Genomic DNA, 15,721 nt, shown 5'->3' on the forward strand with positions numbered 1-15,721 from the left:
TTACCCGGCCGGGCGCTCGACGACGGGGTAGGTCGCGTCGACGCGTGCCGCCACGGCCAGGTCCGTGTGTGCGTAGTACTTCTTGTTGCGCTCCAGCTCCGAACTCGCCGCCCCCAGGACCTCCCACAGCCTGTCCATCGCCAGGTTGACCGTCTTCACCGTCGACGTGTGGGTGGTCAGGAAGAGGTTCAGCAGGCCCTGGTCCGAGGCGTCGACGTCGGTGTACCTGGTGCAGTGGGTCTTGAAATCCGCCGCGTCGTGCGCCGCGCGGCCGACCTGACGTGCGTATCCACTGAGGGCCCAAGGGCTCACCCTGAGGTTCATGTGAAGCCTTCCGTGCTCGCGGCCGTGCTGCCGCTTCTGCCAACTCCCGTAGGGGTGCGCGCGTTTCGCGATTCGCCGGAAGGAACCGGAAGGAATGATCGAACGTGGCGATCTACGTCAGTAAAGTGCCCAACGTGACGAACTACGGGAGTCGGGCAAACGATCGGAACGAGGTCGGCCTCGACGACGGCGCGGTCGCGCGGGCCGTGGTCGACGACCGTGGTCGGAGTCTGTTCTCCGGTCTCACCTGTTTCTGCGCGGTCCTGCTTGCTGTCGGCTCGCTCTCGGTTCTCGGTCGGAGCGTGGCGGGCCGGGGGGAAGCGCCCGGCGGGCTTCAGGTGGCCGCGGCCGTCATGGGGCTCGTGGTGGACGCGGCCGTGGTGTGGCTGGTGGTCCGGGCCCGGCGAGCCCAGAGCTGGGCGCCGCTGCTCGTCGCGTGCGGGAGCTGCGTGGGCTGGATGGGTGCCATGGCCCTCGCGGGGAGGGTCTAGGTGTGCCGTCCCGGCACGTTGGTGACGGGGGCTTGCGTGTGCCGCGTTGGTGTCGCTCTCCTGCGTTCTGATCCGGCGGGGAGGCCCTGGCCGCGGAGTTCCCGGCGGGCGTGCCTCGGATTCGTGGCGTTGTCGAGGGGCGTGACCTGCGCGGAATGATCAGGCTCGGCCTCGGGGCATTTCGGGGCAGCCCCGGGGGCCGCAGCGCGCATGTGTTTGACCTACGTCACTCCAGGGGTAATCTCTACGCCCCGATTGGCCAGCCGCCTGCGCCATATGGCAGACTGTCGGAGTTGCTCGGTCGAGTGTTGATGCTGCGCGCCTCCCGTCGGGAGGACCGGAAGCGAGTCCCACGGTACTCGTCGTCCCAACTGCCTTACGGCAGCGCTGGGGCGGACGTACGGGAATCTTTCGGGAAGTGTCAGTGCGGCGCCGGCCAGGCACCCGGTGGGCTTCTTCGCCCTCGGCTTGCGGTTCCGGAAGGGCCGTGCTTTCCCAGCAGGGAAGTTCCGTATATGGGACTTCTGTGTCGGTGAGAGCGCGACACACCCGACCGCGTGGGTCGGAGGAATCGAAGCGGTAAGAGAGCAGAAGGGCTTGCCGGGGTGCAGAGCGTTACTAGAGACAGGACTACTGAGTAGCCATGGCGGGACAGAAGATCCGCATCCGGCTCAAGGCCTACGACCACGAGGTCATCGATTCCTCGGCGAAGAAGATCGTCGAGACGGTGACGCGCACTGGTGCGTCGGTCGCGGGCCCGGTGCCGCTGCCCACTGAGAAGAACGTGTACTGCGTCATCAAGTCGCCGCACAAGTACAAGGACTCGCGCGAGCACTTCGAGATGCGCACGCACAAGCGCCTGATCGACATCCTCGACCCCACCCCCAAGACCGTTGACTCTCTGATGCGACTCGACCTCCCGGCCGGTGTCGACATCGAGATCAAGCTCTAGGGGCCGGTGAGCTGAAGATGGCTAAGCAGATCAAGGGCATCCTGGGCGAGAAGCTCGGCATGACGCAGGTGTGGGACGAGAACAACCGTGTTGTTCCGGTCACCGTCGTCAAGGCCGGCCCGAACGTCGTGACCCAGGTCCGTACGAATGACTCCGACGGCTACGAGTCGGTCCAGATCGCCTTCGGCGAGATCGACCCGCGCAAGGTGAACAAGCCCCTCAAGGGTCACTTCGCCAAGGCCGACGTCACCCCCCGTCGTCACCTCGTCGAGATCCGTACCGCTGGTGCCAGCGAGTACACCCTCGGCCAGGAGATCACCGCCGCGACCTTCGAGGCCGGCGTCAAGGTGGACGTGACCGGCAAGAGCAAGGGCAAGGGCTTCGCCGGTGTCATGAAGCGTCACAACTTCCGTGGCCTCGGCGCCGGCCACGGTGTCCAGCGCAAGCACCGCTCTCCCGGCTCCATCGGTGGCTGTGCCACCCCTGGCCGTGTCTTCAAGGGCATGCGCATGGCGGGCCGTATGGGCAATGAGCGGGTCACCACCCAGAACCTGACCGTTCACGCTGTCGACGCGGAGAAGGGACTGCTCCTCATCAAGGGAGCCATCCCCGGTCCGAACGGCGGCCTCGTCCTGGTCCGTACCGCCGCCAAGGGGGCCTGACATGAGCACCATTGACATTCTGTCGCCCTCCGGCGACAACGCCGGGACCGTTGAGCTCCCGGCCGAGATCTTCGACGTAGAGAAGATCAGCATTCCGCTGCTTCACCAGGTCGTCGTCGCACAGCTGGCCGCCGCCCGTCAGGGCACGCACAAGGTCAAGCGTCGTGGCGAGGTCCGTGGTGGCGGTAGGAAGCCGTACCGCCAGAAGGGCACCGGCCGCGCCCGTCAGGGTTCGACCCGCGCCCCGCAGTTCGCCGGCGGTGGTGTCGTGCACGGCCCGACGCCGCGCGACTACTCGCAGCGGACCCCGAAGAAGATGAAGGCCGCGGCCCTGCGCCACGCCCTCACCGACCGGGCCCGCAACGCTCGCATCCACGTCATCACCGGCGTGATCGAGGGCGAGACCCCCTCCACCAAGGCCGCCCGGAGCTTCCTCGGCAAGGTCAGCGAGCGCAAGAACGTGCTCCTGGTCATCGAGCGCTCCGACGAGGCCGCGCTGCTTTCCGCGCGCAACCTGCCCCAGGTCCACATCCTGGAGCCGGGCCAGCTGAACACGTACGACGTTCTCGTCTCGGACGACGTGGTCTTCACCCAGGCCGCTTTCGAGTCCTTCGTGTCTGGCCCCCAGGCCGCTGACACCGAAGGGAGCGAAGCCTGATGGCTACGCGTCACCCGAGCATCGCCTCGAAGGCCGCCAAGGCCAAGAAGGTCGCGCGCATCGCCAAGGCGAAGCGCCACGAGACCGAGGGCAAGAACACCGTCGAGACGCCGATCAGCAAGTCGTTCACGGACCCCCGTGACGTGCTGCTGAAGCCGGTCGTCTCGGAGAAGAGCTACGCGCTCCTCGACGAGGGCAAGTACACCTTCATCGTGGCCCCGGGCGCCAACAAGACCCAGATCAAGCAGGCCGTCCAGGCGGTCTTCTCGGTCAAGGTCACCGGGGTCAACACGATCAACCGCCAGGGCAAGCGCAAGCGCACCAAGACCGGTTTCGGTCAGCGCGCGGGCTCCAAGCGCGCGATCGTGACCCTCGCTGAGGGCGACCGTATCGACATCTTCGGCGGTCCGGCCGCGTAAGCGGGTCGGATCGTCCGATATCGGACGAGGACTGAGAAATGGGAATCCGCAAGTACAAGCCGACTACGCCGGGCCGCCGTGGCTCCAGCGTCGCCGACTTCGTCGAGGTCACGCGGTCCACGCCGGAGAAGTCGCTGGTTCGCCCCCTGCACAGCAAGGGCGGCCGTAACAATTCCGGTCGTGTGACCGTTCGCCACCAGGGTGGCGGACACAAGCGCGCCTACCGCGTCATCGACTTCCGTCGCCATGACAAGGACGGCGTGCCGGCGAAGGTCGCGCACATCGAGTACGACCCCAACCGCACCGCGCGCATCGCGCTGCTGCACTACGCGGACGGCGAGAAGCGTTACATCCTCGCCCCCCGCAACCTGTCGCAGGGTGACCGCGTCGAGAACGGTCCCGGGGCCGACATCAAGCCGGGCAACAACCTGGCGCTCCGCAACATCCCGGTCGGTACCACGATCCACGCGATCGAGCTCCGTCCCGGTGGCGGCGCCAAGTTCGCCCGCTCCGCCGGTGCCTCGGTGCAGCTGCTCGCGAAGGAGGGCACCATGGCCCACCTCCGCATGCCCTCCGGTGAGATCCGCCTGGTCGACCAGCGCTGCCGCGCCACGGTCGGCGAGGTCGGCAACGCCGAGCAGAGCAACATCAACTGGGGCAAGGCAGGCCGCAAGCGCTGGCTGGGCGTCCGCCCGTCCGTCCGCGGTGTTGCGATGAACCCGGTCGACCACCCGCACGGTGGTGGTGAGGGCAAGACCTCCGGTGGTCGCCACCCGGTCTCCCCGTGGGGTCAGAAGGAGGGTCGTACTCGCTCGCCGAAGAAGGCATCGAGCAAGTACATCGTCCGCCGCCGCAAGACGAACAAGAAGCGCTAGGAGCGGGTTTAGATGCCGCGCAGTCTCAAGAAGGGGCCCTTCGTCGACGGCCACCTCATCAAGAAGGTGGACGTACAGAACGAGGCCGGCTCCAAGAACGTCATCAAGACCTGGTCCCGCCGCTCGATGATCGTCCCGGCCATGCTCGGCCACACGATCGCGGTGCACAATGGCAAGATCCACATCCCGGTGTTTGTCACCGAGTCGATGGTCGGCCACAAGCTCGGCGAGTTCTCGCCGACGCGCACCTTCCGGGGTCACGTCAAGGACGACCGGAAGTCGAAGCGCCGCTAGCGCGGGGTGACTGACCATGACAAACACTGAAGGGACAACCATGGAAGCCAGGGCCCAGGCGCGGTACATCCGCGTCACGCCCATGAAGGCCCGCCGCGTGGTGGACCTCATCCGTGGCATGGACGCCACGGAGGCTCAGGCGGTCCTGCGTTTCGCCCCGCAGGCCGCGAGCGTGCCGGTCGGCAAGGTGCTTGACAGCGCCATTGCCAACGCCGCGCACAACTACGACCACACCGACGCCGGCAGCCTCGTCATCTCCGAGGCCTACGTCGACGAGGGTCCGACCCTGAAGCGGTTCCGGCCGCGTGCCCAGGGCCGTGCCTACCGGATCCGCAAGCGGACCAGCCACATCACCGTGGTCGTCAGCAGCAAGGAAGGAACCCGGTAATGGGCCAGAAGGTTAACCCGCACGGGTTCCGGCTCGGCATCACCACGGACTTCAAGTCCCGGTGGTACGCCGACAAGCTGTACAAGGACTACGTCAAGGAAGACGTCGCCATCCGTCGGATGATGACGTCCGGCATGGAGCGCGCCGGCATCTCGAAGGTGGAGATCGAGCGCACCCGTGACCGCGTGCGTGTGGACATCCACACCGCTCGCCCGGGCATCGTCATCGGCCGCCGCGGCGCCGAGGCCGACCGCATCCGCGGCGACCTGGAGAAGCTCACGGGCAAGCAGGTCCAGCTGAACATCCTCGAGGTCAAGAACCCCGAGCTCGATGCCCAGCTGGTCGCTCAGGCCGTCGCCGAGCAGCTCTCCTCCCGCGTCTCCTTCCGTCGGGCCATGCGTAAGAGCATGCAGTCGTCGATGAAGGCCGGCGCCAAGGGCATCAAGATCCAGTGCGGCGGTCGCCTCGGCGGCGCCGAGATGTCCCGCTCGGAGTTCTACCGCGAGGGCCGCGTGCCCCTGCACACGCTCCGCGCGAACGTCGACTACGGCTTCTTCGAGGCCAAGACGACCTTCGGCCGTATCGGTGTGAAGGTCTGGATCTACAAGGGCGACGTCAAGAACATCGCCGAGGTCCGCGCCGAGAACGCCGCTGCCCGTGCGGGTAACCGCCCGGCTCGCGGTGGCGGCCCGGGCGGCGACCGCCCGGCCCGCGGCGGTGGCCGCGGTGGCGAGCGTGGCGGCCGCGGCCGCAAGCCGCAGCAGGCCGGTCCCGCTGCCGAGGCCCCCAAGGCCGAGGCTCCGGCGGCTGCCGCTCCGGTCGAGGCCGCGCCCTCTTCTACCGGTGGAACGGAGGCCTGACCGAAATGCTGATCCCCCGTAGGGTCAAGCACCGCAAGCAGCACCACCCCAAGCGCCGTGGTCAGGCCAAGGGCGGTACGCAGGTTTCGTTCGGCGAGTACGGCATTCAGGCCCTCACGCCGGCGTACGTGACGAACCGCCAGATCGAGGCCGCCCGTATCGCGATGACCCGCCACATCAAGCGTGGCGGCAAGGTCTGGATCAACATCTACCCGGACCGCCCGCTCACGAAGAAGCCTGCCGAGACCCGCATGGGTTCCGGTAAGGGTTCTCCCGAGTGGTGGATCGCGAACGTGCACCCGGGCCGGGTCATGTTCGAGCTGTCCTACCCCAACGAGAAGATCGCCCGTGAGGCCCTCACTCGCGCAGCGCACAAGCTGCCGATGAAGTGCCGGATCGTCAAGCGCGAGGCAGGTGAAGCGTGATGTCGGCCGGTACCAAGGCGTCCGAGCTGCGCGAACTGGGTGACGAGGAGCTTCTCAACAAGCTCCGCGAAGCCAAGGAAGAGCTGTTCAACCTCCGCTTCCAGGCGGCGACCGGTCAGCTCGAGAACCACGGTCGGCTCAAGGCCGTCCGGAAGGACATCGCGCGGATCTACACCCTGATGCGTGAGCGCGAGCTGGGCATCGAGACGGTGGAGAGCGCCTGATGAGCGAGAGCAACGTGACTGAAGAGCAGACCGCGAGCCGCGGCTTCCGCAAGACCCGTGAGGGTCTCGTCGTCAGCGACAAGATGGACAAGACCGTCGTCGTCGCTGTCGAGGACCGCGTGAAGCACGCGCTGTACGGCAAGGTCATCCGCCGTACGAACAAGCTCAAGGCCCACGACGAGCAGAACGCCGCCGGCGTCGGCGACCGCGTCCTCCTCATGGAGACGCGTCCGCTGTCCTCGACGAAGCGCTGGCGCATCGTCGAGATCCTCGAAAAGGCCAAGTAGGTAGTTCCCGCAAGGGAATTCCAATGAATGCGGCCTGCGGGCAAACCCGCAGGTCAGTTCCGCCAGGCTCCGGGGGCCGTTCACTGAACGGCCCCCGGGGAACCGGCAGACGATCAGGAGATAGACGTGATCCAGCAGGAGTCGCGACTGCGCGTCGCCGACAACACTGGTGCGAAGGAAATCCTTTGCATCCGTGTGCTCGGTGGCTCCGGTCGCCGCTACGCGGGCATCGGTGACGTCATCGTCGCCACCGTCAAGGACGCGATCCCCGGTGGCAACGTGAAGAAGGGTGACGTCGTCAAGGCGGTCATCGTTCGCACCGTGAAGGAGCGCCGCCGTCCGGACGGCTCGTACATCCGCTTCGACGAGAACGCCGCCGTCATTCTGAAGAACGACGGTGACCCTCGTGGTACCCGCATCTTCGGCCCGGTCGGGCGCGAGCTGCGCGAGAAGAAGTTCATGAAGATCATCTCGCTGGCTCCGGAGGTGCTGTAAGCATGAAGATCAAGAAGGGTGACACGGTTCAGGTCATCACCGGCAAGGACAAGGGCAAGCAGGGCAAGGTCATTGCGGCCTACCCCCGCGAGGACCGCGTCCTGGTCGAGGGTGTCAACCGGGTCAAGAAGCACACCAAGGCCGGCCCCACCGCCAAGGGTTCGCAGGCCGGCGGCATCGTCACGACCGAGGCGCCCGTCCACGTCTCCAACGTCCAGCTGGTCGTTGAGAAGGACGGCAACAAGGTTGTCACGCGTGTCGGTTACCGCTTCGACGACGAGGGCAACAAGGTTCGCGTTGCCAAGCGGACGGGTGAGGACATCTGATGACTACCACCACCAGCCCGCGTCTCAAGACGAAGTACCGCGACGAGATCGCCGGCAAGCTGCGTGAGGAGTTCTCCTACGAGAACGTCATGCAGATCCCCGGCCTCGTCAAGATCGTGGTGAACATGGGTGTCGGCGACGCCGCCCGTGACTCCAAGCTCATGGACGGTGCCGTCCGTGACCTGACCACGATCACCGGTCAGAAGCCGGCCATCACCAAGGCCCGCAAGTCCATCGCGCAGTTCAAGCTGCGCGAGGGTCAGCCGATCGGTGCCCACGTCACGCTCCGTGGCGACCGCATGTGGGAGTTCCTGGACCGCACCCTGTCGCTCGCGCTTCCGCGCATCCGCGACTTCCGCGGTCTGTCTCCCAAGCAGTTCGACGGTCGTGGCAACTACACCTTCGGTCTCACCGAGCAGGTCATGTTCCACGAGATCGACCAGGACAAGATCGACCGCGTCCGGGGTATGGACATCACCGTGGTGACCACGGCGACCAACGACGCCGAAGGCCGTGCCCTTCTCCGTCACCTCGGCTTCCCCTTCAAGGAGGCGTAAGCGAGATGGCGAAGAAGGCTCTGATTGCCAAGGCTGCTCGTAAGCCCAAGTTCGGAGTACGCGGCTACACGCGCTGCCAGCGCTGCGGCCGTCCGCACTCCGTGTACCGCAAGTTCGGCCTGTGCCGCGTGTGCCTTCGTGAGATGGCTCACCGTGGCGAGCTGCCGGGCGTGACCAAGAGCTCCTGGTAGTCCGGTAGTTCCGGACTCCCGAAGCTCTCGGTAAGCAGAGGGCACGGTCAGGTGCCCACCCCTCCATGGCATAGGCTAGGAGGGTTGGGCGCCTGATTGCCGCCCATACGACTTACTACGCCGTAGGTCCACCGCACCGCACCCGCCTCGTCTCGGATCGAGGAGAGGGATGGGCACCAGGAAACCCCGGCGAGAGAGGCCGAAGGCCAATTCATGACCATGACTGATCCGATCGCAGACATGCTTACGCGTCTGCGGAACGCGAACTCGGCATACCACGACTCCGTGACGATGCCGGCATCGAAGATCAAGTCTCACATCGCGGAGATCCTCCAGCAGGAGGGCTTCATCACGGGCTGGAAGATCGAGGACGCCGAGGTCGGCAAGAACCTCGTCCTTGAGCTGAAGTTCGGCCCGAACCGTGAGCGCTCCATCGCGGGCATCAAGCGGATCTCCAAGCCCGGTCTCCGGGTTTACGCGAAGTCCACCTCCCTGCCCAAGGTGCTCGGTGGCCTCGGCGTGGCGATCATCTCCACGTCGCACGGTCTCCTCACTGGACAGCAGGCCGGCAAGAAGGGCGTAGGCGGAGAAGTTCTCGCCTACGTCTGGTAGCGGAAGGGAAACGGAAGAAGCTATGTCGCGTATTGGCAAGCTCCCCATCACGGTTCCCGCCGGCGTGGACGTCACCATCGACGGCCGTACGGTCTCGGTCAAGGGCCCCAAGGGCTCGCTGACCCACACCGTCGCTGCGCCGATCGACATCGCCAAGGGTGAGGACGGCGTGCTGAGCGTCACCCGCCCCAACGACGAGCGTCAGAACAAGGCCCTGCACGGCCTGTCCCGCACGCTGGTGGCGAACATGATCACCGGCGTGACCGAGGGTTACGTGAAGAAGCTCGAAATCAGTGGTGTCGGTTACCGCGTCGCGGCCAAGGGTTCCACCCTTGAGTTCGCGCTCGGCTACAGCCACTCGATCACGGTCGAGGCGCCCGAGGGCATCTCGTTCAAGGTCGAGAACCCGACGCACTTCTCGGTCGAGGGCATCGACAAGCAGAAGGTCGGCGAGGTTGCGGCGAACATCCGCAAGCTGCGCAAGCCCGACCCGTACAAGGCCAAGGGCGTCAAGTACGAGGGCGAAGTCATCCGGCGCAAGGTCGGAAAGGCGGGTAAGTAAGCCATGGCATACGGTACGAAGATCGCTAAGGGCGACGCTTACAAGCGTGCTGCCATCAAGCGTCGTCACATCCGCATCCGGAAGCACATTTCCGGTACGGCTGAGCGTCCGCGCCTGGTCGTGACCCGCTCCAACCGCCACATCGTGGCCCAGGTCATCGACGACATCAAGGGTCACACCCTGGCGTCGGCGTCGACCCTGGACACCTCGATCCGCGGCGGCGAGAGCGACAAGTCCGCGCAGGCCAAGTCGGTCGGCGCCCTGGTCGCCGAGCGCGCCAAGGCCGCCGGTGTCGAGGCTGTCGTATTCGACCGCGGCGGCAATCAGTACGCGGGGCGCATCGCCGCCCTGGCGGACGCCGCCCGCGAAGCCGGACTGAAGTTCTAGTCGCTTCCGTAGCTAGCGGAAAGAGAGAGGTAATCCAATGGCTGGACCCCAGCGCCGTGGAAGCGGTGCCGGTGGCGGCGAGCGGCGGGACCGGAAGGGCCGTGACGGCGGCGCTGCTGCCGCCGAGAAGACCGCGTACGTTGAGCGCGTAGTCGCGATCAACCGCGTCGCCAAGGTTGTCAAGGGTGGTCGTCGCTTCAGCTTCACCGCGCTCGTCGTGGTGGGCGACGGTGACGGCACCGTCGGTGTCGGTTACGGCAAGGCCAAGGAGGTGCCGGCCGCGATCGCCAAGGGTGTTGAAGAGGCCAAGAAGCACTTCTTCAAGGTCCCCCGTATCCAGGGCACCATCCCGCACCCGATCACGGGCGAGAAGGCCGCGGGCGTCGTCCTGCTCAAGCCTGCTTCCCCCGGTACCGGCGTCATCGCCGGTGGCCCGGTGCGAGCTGTCCTGGAGTGCGCCGGCGTTCACGACATCCTGTCGAAGTCGCTCGGCTCGTCCAACGCGATCAACATCGTGCACGCGACCGTGGCGGCCCTCAAGGGCCTGCAGCGTCCCGAGGAGATCGCGGCTCGCCGCGGTCTGCCCCTTGAGGACGTCGCCCCCGCGGCTCTGCTTCGTGCACGTGCGGGAGCGGGTGCGTAATGGCTCGCCTCAAGGTCACGCAGACGAAGTCGTACATCGGCAGCAAGCAGAACCACCGTGACACCCTGCGGTCCCTTGGTCTCAAGGGGATCAACACCGTGGTCGTCAAGGAGGACCGCCCCGAGTTCCGCGGAATGGTGCACACCGTCCGCCACCTCGTGACGGTTGAGGAGGTCGACTGATCATGGCGGAGAACAACCCGCTCAAGATCCACAACCTTCGTCCTGCCCCGGGCGCCAAGACCGCCAAGACCCGTGTGGGTCGTGGTGAGGCGTCGAAGGGTAAGACGGCTGGACGTGGAACCAAGGGCACGAAGGCCCGTTACCAGGTTCCGGAGCGCTTCGAGGGTGGCCAGATGCCCCTCCACATGCGTCTCCCGAAGCTGAAGGGTTTCCGTAACCCGTTCAAGACCGAGTTCCAGGTCGTGAACCTCGACAAGCTGGGCGCGCTGTACCCCGAGGGTGGCGAGGTCACCGTAGAGGGTCTCGTCGCCAAGGGTGCCGTTCGCAAGAACAGCCTCGTCAAGGTGCTCGGCCAGGGCGAGATCTCCGTGGCGCTGCAGGTTTCGGTTGACGCCGTCTCCGGCTCCGCCAAGGAGAAGATCACTGCCGCGGGCGGTACGGTCACCGAGCTCGTCTGATATGTCGGACCGAGCCTGACCTACGTCAGCAATGGCGGCCGGGGTTGGCCCTCTCTGAGGGTCAACCCCGGCCGTTTTTTCAGTAGTCGTGACTCATGGGACGTTCGATCGGTATCCCCTAGGGGCGTTGATGTAGGTAGGCTGTGCGGCTGGTACCCAGCGTCGTCTTGGCATGCCGTAATCTCGTTCCACAGGCCATCAACCACACTTAGTCGTCACCTCACGCGCACGCGCGCGGGGGTCGCAGGAGGCACCGTGCTCACCGCGTTCGCCCGGGCGTTCAGGACACCCGACCTGCGCAAGAAGCTGCTCTTCACGCTCGGGATCATCGTGGTGTACCGGGTCGGTACGCACATCCCGATCCCGGGCGTCGATTACAAGAGCGTCCAGACCTGTATCGACGTCTCGAACGGCAACCAGGGTCTGTTCGGTCTGGTCAACATGTTCAGCGGTGGCGCGCTGCTCCAGATCACGATCTTCGCGCTCGGCATCATGCCGTACATCACCGCGAGCATCATTCTGCAGCTGCTGACCGTGGTGATCCCGCGTCTGGAAGCCCTCAAGAAGGAGGGGCAGGCCGGTACGTCGAAGATCACGCAGTACACGCGTTATCTGACCGTGGCGCTCGCCATCCTCCAGGGCACCGGTCTGGTGGCCACCGCCCGCAGCGGCGCCCTCTTCTCCGGCTGCCCGGCGGCGAATCAGATCGTCCCGGACCAGTCGATCTTCACCACCGTCACCATGGTGGTCTGCATGACCGCCGGCACCTGCGTCGTGATGTGGCTCGGCGAGCTCATCACCGACCGCGGCATCGGCAACGGCATGTCGATCCTCATGTTCATCTCGATCGCCGCGACCTTCCCGTCCGCTCTGTGGGCCATCAAGAAGCAGGGCACGCTGGCCGGCGGCTGGATCGAGTTCGGCACCGTCATCCTCGTCGGCCTGGTGATGGTCGGCCTCGTGGTCTTCGTCGAGCAGGCCCAGCGCAGGATCCCGGTCCAGTACGCGAAGCGCATGATCGGCCGCCGTTCCTACGGCGGTACGTCGACCTACATCCCGCTGAAGGTCAATCAGGCCGGTGTGATTCCGGTCATCTTCGCGTCGTCGCTGCTCTACATCCCGGCTCTGGTCGCTCAGTTCTCCGGCGGTACGTCCACCTGGAAGACCTGGATCCAGACCAACCTGACCAAGGGTGACCACCCGATTTACCTGGTCAGCTACTTCCTGCTGATCGTTTTCTTCGCGTTCTTCTACGTGGCGATCTCGTTCAACCCCGAGGAAGTCGCCGACAACATGAAGAAGTATGGTGGCTTCATCCCGGGCATCCGGGCTGGCCGGCCCACCGCTGAGTACCTGAGTTACGTACTCAACCGGATCACCTGGCCGGGTTCGCTGTATCTGGGTCTGATCGCTCTCGTACCGACGATGGCGTTGGTCGGTTTCAACGCAAGCGGCAACTTCCCGTTCGGCGGGACCAGCATCCTGATCATCGTGGGTGTCGGTCTTGAGACGGTGAAGCAGATCGAGAGCCAGCTCCAGCAGCGCAATTACGAAGGGTTCCTCCGCTGATGCGAATCGTCCTCGTCGGGCCGCCGGGTGCCGGTAAGGGAACGCAGGCTGTGCGCCTCGCCAAGACGCTGCACATCCCGCACATCTCCACGGGCGACCTCTTCCGTGCCAACATCAGTCAGGCCACGGAACTCGGCAAACTGGCGAAGTCCTACATGGACGCGGGCAACCTGGTCCCGGACGAGGTCACCATCGCGATGGCCAAGGACCGCATGGAGCAGCCGGACGCCGTCAACGGCTTCCTGCTGGACGGTTTCCCGCGCAATGTGTCGCAGGCCGAGGCGCTGGACGAGCTGCTGAAGACCGAGGACATCAAGCTGGACGCGGTCCTCGACCTGGAGGTCTCCGAGGACGAGGTGGTCAAGCGCATCGCCGGCCGCCGTATCTGCCGCAAGGACTCCAGTCACGTCTTCCACGTGACGTACAGCCCGCCGAAGCAGGACGGCGTCTGTGACGTCTGCGGCGGCGAGCTGTACCAGCGCGACGACGACTCCGAGGACACGGTCCGCACCCGGCTGGAGGTCTACCACACGCAGACCGAGCCGATCATCGACTACTACAAGGCCCAGGGCCTGGTGGTCACGATCTCCTCGCTCGGTCCGGTGGACGAGATCACGCAGCGGGCGCTGGACGCGCTGCAGCGCGAGGACGAGAGCGCGAAGTAGTCGTCGAGCAGATCCGGCCGCGGTGCCCGCAGGGGCGCCGCGGTCGTACTGTTGTGTACGGCTATTTTGTGTACGGCCATTTTGTACAGCCATCCTTTGTGTCGCGGAAGACGGAGAGCGCAGGCCCCCATGGTGCAGATCAAGACCCCCGAGCAGATCGCCAAGATGCGCGAGGCGGGGCTGGTCGTCGCCGCGATCCACGCGGCCACGCGTGAGGCGGCCGTACCCGGCGCCAGCACGAAGGATCTGGACGAGGTCGCCCGCAAGGTCCTCGCGGACCACAACGCGAAGCCGAACTTCCTCGGCTACGGCGGCTTCCCCGCGACGATCTGCACCTCGGTGAACGAGGTCGTCGTCCACGGCATCCCGTCCGACGAGGTCGTGCTGAAGGACGGCGACATCATCTCCATCGACTGCGGCGCGATCATCGACGGCTGGCACGGGGACGCGGCGTACACGGCGTTCGTCGGCTCGGGGCACGCCCCGGAGCTTCTTGAGCTGTCGCGGGTGACCGAGGGGTCGATGTGGGCCGGGATCGCCGCGATGAAGCTCGGCAACCGGCTCGTGGACATCTCCCGGGCCATCGAGACGTACATCCGTCGGCAGCCGAAGCCGGGTGGGGGCAAGTACGGGATCGTCGAGGACTACGGCGGTCACGGCATCGGTACCGAGATGCACATGGATCCGCATCTGTTGAACTACGTCGAGAAGCGGCGGGGCAAGGGGCCGAAGCTGGTGCCGGGGTTCTGCCTCGCCATCGAGCCCATGGTGTCCCTGGGTACCCCGAAGACGGAGGTTCTCTCGGATGACTGGACGGTCATCACGACGGACGGGACCTGGTCGTCCCACTGGGAGCACTCGGTCGCTCTGACGGAGGAGGGGCCGCTTGTGCTGACGGCTCCTGATGGTGGTAAGGCGAAGCTGGCCGAGTATGGGATCACGGCTGCGCCGGATCCGCTCGCGTAGTTGCCTGGCTGACCGCCGGTGGGGGCTGGGCGCGCAGTTCCCCGCGCCCCTGAAAACGGGGCATTACAGGTGCCCTGTGCTTAACGATCTCCCCGTCGGGGCATCCTTCCTCGATTCGTCTTTCCGAGTGGCCTGACGTAGACTGACTCGTCGGCTCTCGTGCAGCCGCATGTCCGCATGCACCCCGTAAGGGGACGCACTGAGTCGATCAAGGTAGTCGATTCGAAGGGCGAAGCGTGGCCAAGAAGCAAGGTGCCATCGAGATCGAAGGCACTGTCGTCGAGTCTCTCCCGAACGCCATGTTCAAGGTGGAGCTCCAGAACGGCCACCAGGTCCTGGCACACATCAGCGGCAAGATGCGTATGCACTACATCCGTATCCTCCCTGACGACCGGGTCGTGGTGGAGCTGTCTCCGTACGACCTGACGCGTGGCCGGATCGTCTACCGCTACAAGTAGATCTTGCCCAGGTTCCGCGCAAGCGGCGCCGAAGGCAACTGACCCGGAGAACCTCACCAATGAAGGTCAAGCCGAGCGTCAAGAAGATCTGCGACAAGTGCAGGGTGATCCGCCGTCACGGTCGGGTCATGGTCATTTGCGAGAACCCGCGCCACAAGCAGCGCCAGGGCTGACGCAGGACCTTCCCTCTGCATCTTTCGCAGAGTTTCGCGCGACGCGAGCAGTACATGTTCATACGCAGGACCCGGGCGTAGTAGGCGCCCGACACCCCCGGCTCGGAGGCTGGGGACCCACGCCGTACCAAATCTTCGACAGAAGAGGCCGGCGGCTGGGATCCGGTTCTGCGGAAGACCTCCGAAGATCAACTGGAGCCATTGAATGGCACGCGTTTCCGGTGTCGACATCCCGCGCGAAAAGCGCGTGGAGGTCGCCCTCACCTACGTGTTCGGCATTGGTCGGACTCTTTCCCAGCTGACGCTGGCCGAGACCGGTATCGACCCCAACACCCGCGTTCGCGACCTCTCGGAAGAGCAGCTCGTCGCGATTCGTGAGTACGTCGACGCCAACATCAAGACCGAGGGTGACCTCCGTCGCGAGATCCAGGCCGACATCCGCCGCAAGGTGGAGATCGGCTGCTACCAGGGTCTCCGTCACCGTCGTGGTCTGCCCGTACGCGGTCAGCGCACCAGCACGAACGCTCGTACCCGCAAGGGTCCGCGTCGCGCCATCGCCGGCAAGAAGAAGCCGGGCAAGAAGTAGTCCGCAGCGGACAACGCTTCACCAGCGGTCTT

At 65.6% G+C, this 15,721-nt stretch carries 29 protein-coding genes; 28 read left to right on the top strand and 1 reads right to left on the bottom strand.

Annotation, left to right across the window (positions count from 1 at the left end):
• Positions 1–324, bottom strand: coding sequence for a hypothetical protein (locus OG407_RS30755; RefSeq protein WP_405862876.1), 324 nt, complete (start codon positions 322–324; stop codon positions 1–3).
• Between the two features lie 104 nt (positions 325–428).
• On the opposite strand from OG407_RS30755, the gene OG407_RS30760 reads away from it, so the two are divergent.
• The 28 genes from OG407_RS30760 (at position 429) to rpsM (ending at position 15,689) form a co-directional block, all read left to right on the top strand.
• On the top strand, positions 429–815 hold the full coding sequence (locus OG407_RS30760) for a hypothetical protein (protein ID WP_405862877.1): 387 nt from the start codon (positions 429–431) through the stop codon (positions 813–815).
• Positions 816–1,458: 643 nt separating this feature from the next.
• Positions 1,459–1,767: a 30S ribosomal protein S10 gene (gene rpsJ, locus OG407_RS30765; RefSeq protein ID WP_003948644.1), complete on the top strand. Its 309-nt coding sequence runs from the start codon at positions 1,459–1,461 to the stop codon at positions 1,765–1,767.
• A gap of 17 nt (positions 1,768–1,784) precedes the next feature.
• Positions 1,785–2,429 carry a 50S ribosomal protein L3 gene (gene rplC / locus OG407_RS30770; protein WP_328680119.1) on the top strand — a complete coding sequence of 215 codons (645 nt, stop codon included), beginning with the start codon at positions 1,785–1,787 and terminating at the stop codon, positions 2,427–2,429.
• A 1-nt stretch (position 2,430) separates the two neighbouring features.
• Positions 2,431–3,087, top strand: coding sequence for a 50S ribosomal protein L4 (gene rplD / locus OG407_RS30775; RefSeq protein WP_328680117.1), 657 nt, complete (start codon positions 2,431–2,433; stop codon positions 3,085–3,087).
• Complete coding sequence (gene rplW, locus OG407_RS30780; RefSeq protein WP_200681734.1) at positions 3,087–3,506, top strand: 50S ribosomal protein L23; 420 nt, start codon at positions 3,087–3,089, stop codon at positions 3,504–3,506. Before rplD ends, rplW begins: the two co-directional genes overlap by 1 nt.
• Positions 3,507–3,544: 38 nt before the next feature.
• Positions 3,545–4,381: a 50S ribosomal protein L2 gene (gene rplB / locus OG407_RS30785; RefSeq protein WP_327401914.1), complete on the top strand. Its 837-nt coding sequence runs from the start codon at positions 3,545–3,547 to the stop codon at positions 4,379–4,381.
• 12 nt (positions 4,382–4,393) lie between these two features.
• The gene (gene rpsS / locus OG407_RS30790) at positions 4,394–4,675 is read left to right on the top strand and encodes a 30S ribosomal protein S19 (RefSeq protein WP_328680113.1); all 282 of its coding nucleotides are present in this window, start codon (positions 4,394–4,396) and stop codon (positions 4,673–4,675) included.
• Positions 4,676–4,715: 40 nt separating this feature from the next.
• Positions 4,716–5,063 (top strand): 50S ribosomal protein L22, encoded by a 348-nt coding sequence (gene rplV / locus OG407_RS30795; RefSeq protein ID WP_006604878.1) that lies wholly within the window; start codon positions 4,716–4,718, stop codon positions 5,061–5,063.
• Positions 5,063–5,923, top strand: coding sequence for a 30S ribosomal protein S3 (gene rpsC / locus OG407_RS30800; RefSeq protein ID WP_403583035.1), 861 nt, complete (start codon positions 5,063–5,065; stop codon positions 5,921–5,923). Before rplV ends, rpsC begins: the two co-directional genes overlap by 1 nt.
• A gap of 5 nt (positions 5,924–5,928) precedes the next feature.
• Complete coding sequence (gene rplP, locus OG407_RS30805; protein WP_010986348.1) at positions 5,929–6,348, top strand: 50S ribosomal protein L16; 420 nt, start codon at positions 5,929–5,931, stop codon at positions 6,346–6,348.
• Positions 6,348–6,572: a 50S ribosomal protein L29 gene (gene rpmC / locus OG407_RS30810; RefSeq protein WP_005481220.1), complete on the top strand. Its 225-nt coding sequence runs from the start codon at positions 6,348–6,350 to the stop codon at positions 6,570–6,572. The genes rplP and rpmC overlap by 1 nt, the downstream gene beginning before the upstream one ends.
• Positions 6,572–6,859: a 30S ribosomal protein S17 gene (gene rpsQ, locus OG407_RS30815; RefSeq protein WP_019055521.1), complete on the top strand. Its 288-nt coding sequence runs from the start codon at positions 6,572–6,574 to the stop codon at positions 6,857–6,859. The genes rpmC and rpsQ overlap by 1 nt, the downstream gene beginning before the upstream one ends.
• Before the next feature lie 126 nt (positions 6,860–6,985).
• Entirely contained in the window at positions 6,986–7,354 is a 369-nt protein-coding gene (rplN, locus tag OG407_RS30820) for a 50S ribosomal protein L14 (protein WP_003998823.1), read from the top strand.
• A 2-nt stretch (positions 7,355–7,356) separates the two neighbouring features.
• Positions 7,357–7,680 (top strand): 50S ribosomal protein L24, encoded by a 324-nt coding sequence (gene rplX, locus OG407_RS30825; RefSeq protein ID WP_019055522.1) that lies wholly within the window; start codon positions 7,357–7,359, stop codon positions 7,678–7,680.
• On the top strand, positions 7,680–8,237 hold the full coding sequence (gene rplE / locus OG407_RS30830; RefSeq protein ID WP_328680109.1) for a 50S ribosomal protein L5: 558 nt from the start codon (positions 7,680–7,682) through the stop codon (positions 8,235–8,237). The genes rplX and rplE overlap by 1 nt, the downstream gene beginning before the upstream one ends.
• A 5-nt stretch (positions 8,238–8,242) precedes the next feature.
• Positions 8,243–8,428, top strand: coding sequence for a type Z 30S ribosomal protein S14 (locus tag OG407_RS30835; protein ID WP_003948630.1), 186 nt, complete (start codon positions 8,243–8,245; stop codon positions 8,426–8,428).
• 213 nt (positions 8,429–8,641) lie between these two features.
• Positions 8,642–9,040 (top strand): 30S ribosomal protein S8, encoded by a 399-nt coding sequence (gene rpsH, locus OG407_RS30840; RefSeq protein WP_266769350.1) that lies wholly within the window; start codon positions 8,642–8,644, stop codon positions 9,038–9,040.
• Between the two features lie 22 nt (positions 9,041–9,062).
• Positions 9,063–9,602 (top strand): 50S ribosomal protein L6, encoded by a 540-nt coding sequence (gene rplF, locus OG407_RS30845; RefSeq protein WP_019055525.1) that lies wholly within the window; start codon positions 9,063–9,065, stop codon positions 9,600–9,602.
• A 3-nt stretch (positions 9,603–9,605) separates the two neighbouring features.
• On the top strand, positions 9,606–9,989 hold the full coding sequence (gene rplR / locus OG407_RS30850) for a 50S ribosomal protein L18 (protein WP_019055526.1): 384 nt from the start codon (positions 9,606–9,608) through the stop codon (positions 9,987–9,989).
• Positions 9,990–10,026: 37 nt separating this feature from the next.
• On the top strand, positions 10,027–10,632 hold the full coding sequence (rpsE, locus tag OG407_RS30855; RefSeq protein ID WP_006376045.1) for a 30S ribosomal protein S5: 606 nt from the start codon (positions 10,027–10,029) through the stop codon (positions 10,630–10,632).
• Complete coding sequence (rpmD, locus tag OG407_RS30860; RefSeq protein WP_006376032.1) at positions 10,632–10,814, top strand: 50S ribosomal protein L30; 183 nt, start codon at positions 10,632–10,634, stop codon at positions 10,812–10,814. Before rpsE ends, rpmD begins: the two co-directional genes overlap by 1 nt.
• A 2-nt stretch (positions 10,815–10,816) precedes the next feature.
• Positions 10,817–11,272, top strand: coding sequence for a 50S ribosomal protein L15 (gene rplO, locus OG407_RS30865; RefSeq protein WP_019055527.1), 456 nt, complete (start codon positions 10,817–10,819; stop codon positions 11,270–11,272).
• Between the two features lie 255 nt (positions 11,273–11,527).
• On the top strand, positions 11,528–12,841 hold the full coding sequence (gene secY, locus OG407_RS30870; RefSeq protein ID WP_328680096.1) for a preprotein translocase subunit SecY: 1,314 nt from the start codon (positions 11,528–11,530) through the stop codon (positions 12,839–12,841).
• Positions 12,841–13,506 carry an adenylate kinase gene (locus tag OG407_RS30875; protein WP_026150164.1) on the top strand — a complete coding sequence of 222 codons (666 nt, stop codon included), beginning with the start codon at positions 12,841–12,843 and terminating at the stop codon, positions 13,504–13,506. The genes secY and OG407_RS30875 overlap by 1 nt, the downstream gene beginning before the upstream one ends.
• 129 nt (positions 13,507–13,635) lie before the next feature.
• Entirely contained in the window at positions 13,636–14,472 is an 837-nt protein-coding gene (map, locus tag OG407_RS30880; RefSeq protein WP_403583042.1) for a type I methionyl aminopeptidase, read from the top strand.
• Positions 14,473–14,708: 236 nt separating this feature from the next.
• Positions 14,709–14,930 carry a translation initiation factor IF-1 gene (gene infA / locus OG407_RS30885; protein WP_003948620.1) on the top strand — a complete coding sequence of 74 codons (222 nt, stop codon included), beginning with the start codon at positions 14,709–14,711 and terminating at the stop codon, positions 14,928–14,930.
• Between the two features lie 59 nt (positions 14,931–14,989).
• Positions 14,990–15,103, top strand: coding sequence for a 50S ribosomal protein L36 (gene rpmJ / locus OG407_RS30890; protein ID WP_003998809.1), 114 nt, complete (start codon positions 14,990–14,992; stop codon positions 15,101–15,103).
• 205 nt (positions 15,104–15,308) lie between these two features.
• Complete coding sequence (gene rpsM, locus OG407_RS30895) at positions 15,309–15,689, top strand: 30S ribosomal protein S13 (RefSeq protein WP_019055531.1); 381 nt, start codon at positions 15,309–15,311, stop codon at positions 15,687–15,689.
• Positions 15,690–15,721 lie beyond the last annotated feature (32 nt).

It is taken from the genome of Streptomyces sp. NBC_01515 (genome assembly GCF_045040345.1).
Classification (GTDB): domain Bacteria; phylum Actinomycetota; class Actinomycetes; order Streptomycetales; family Streptomycetaceae; genus Streptomyces.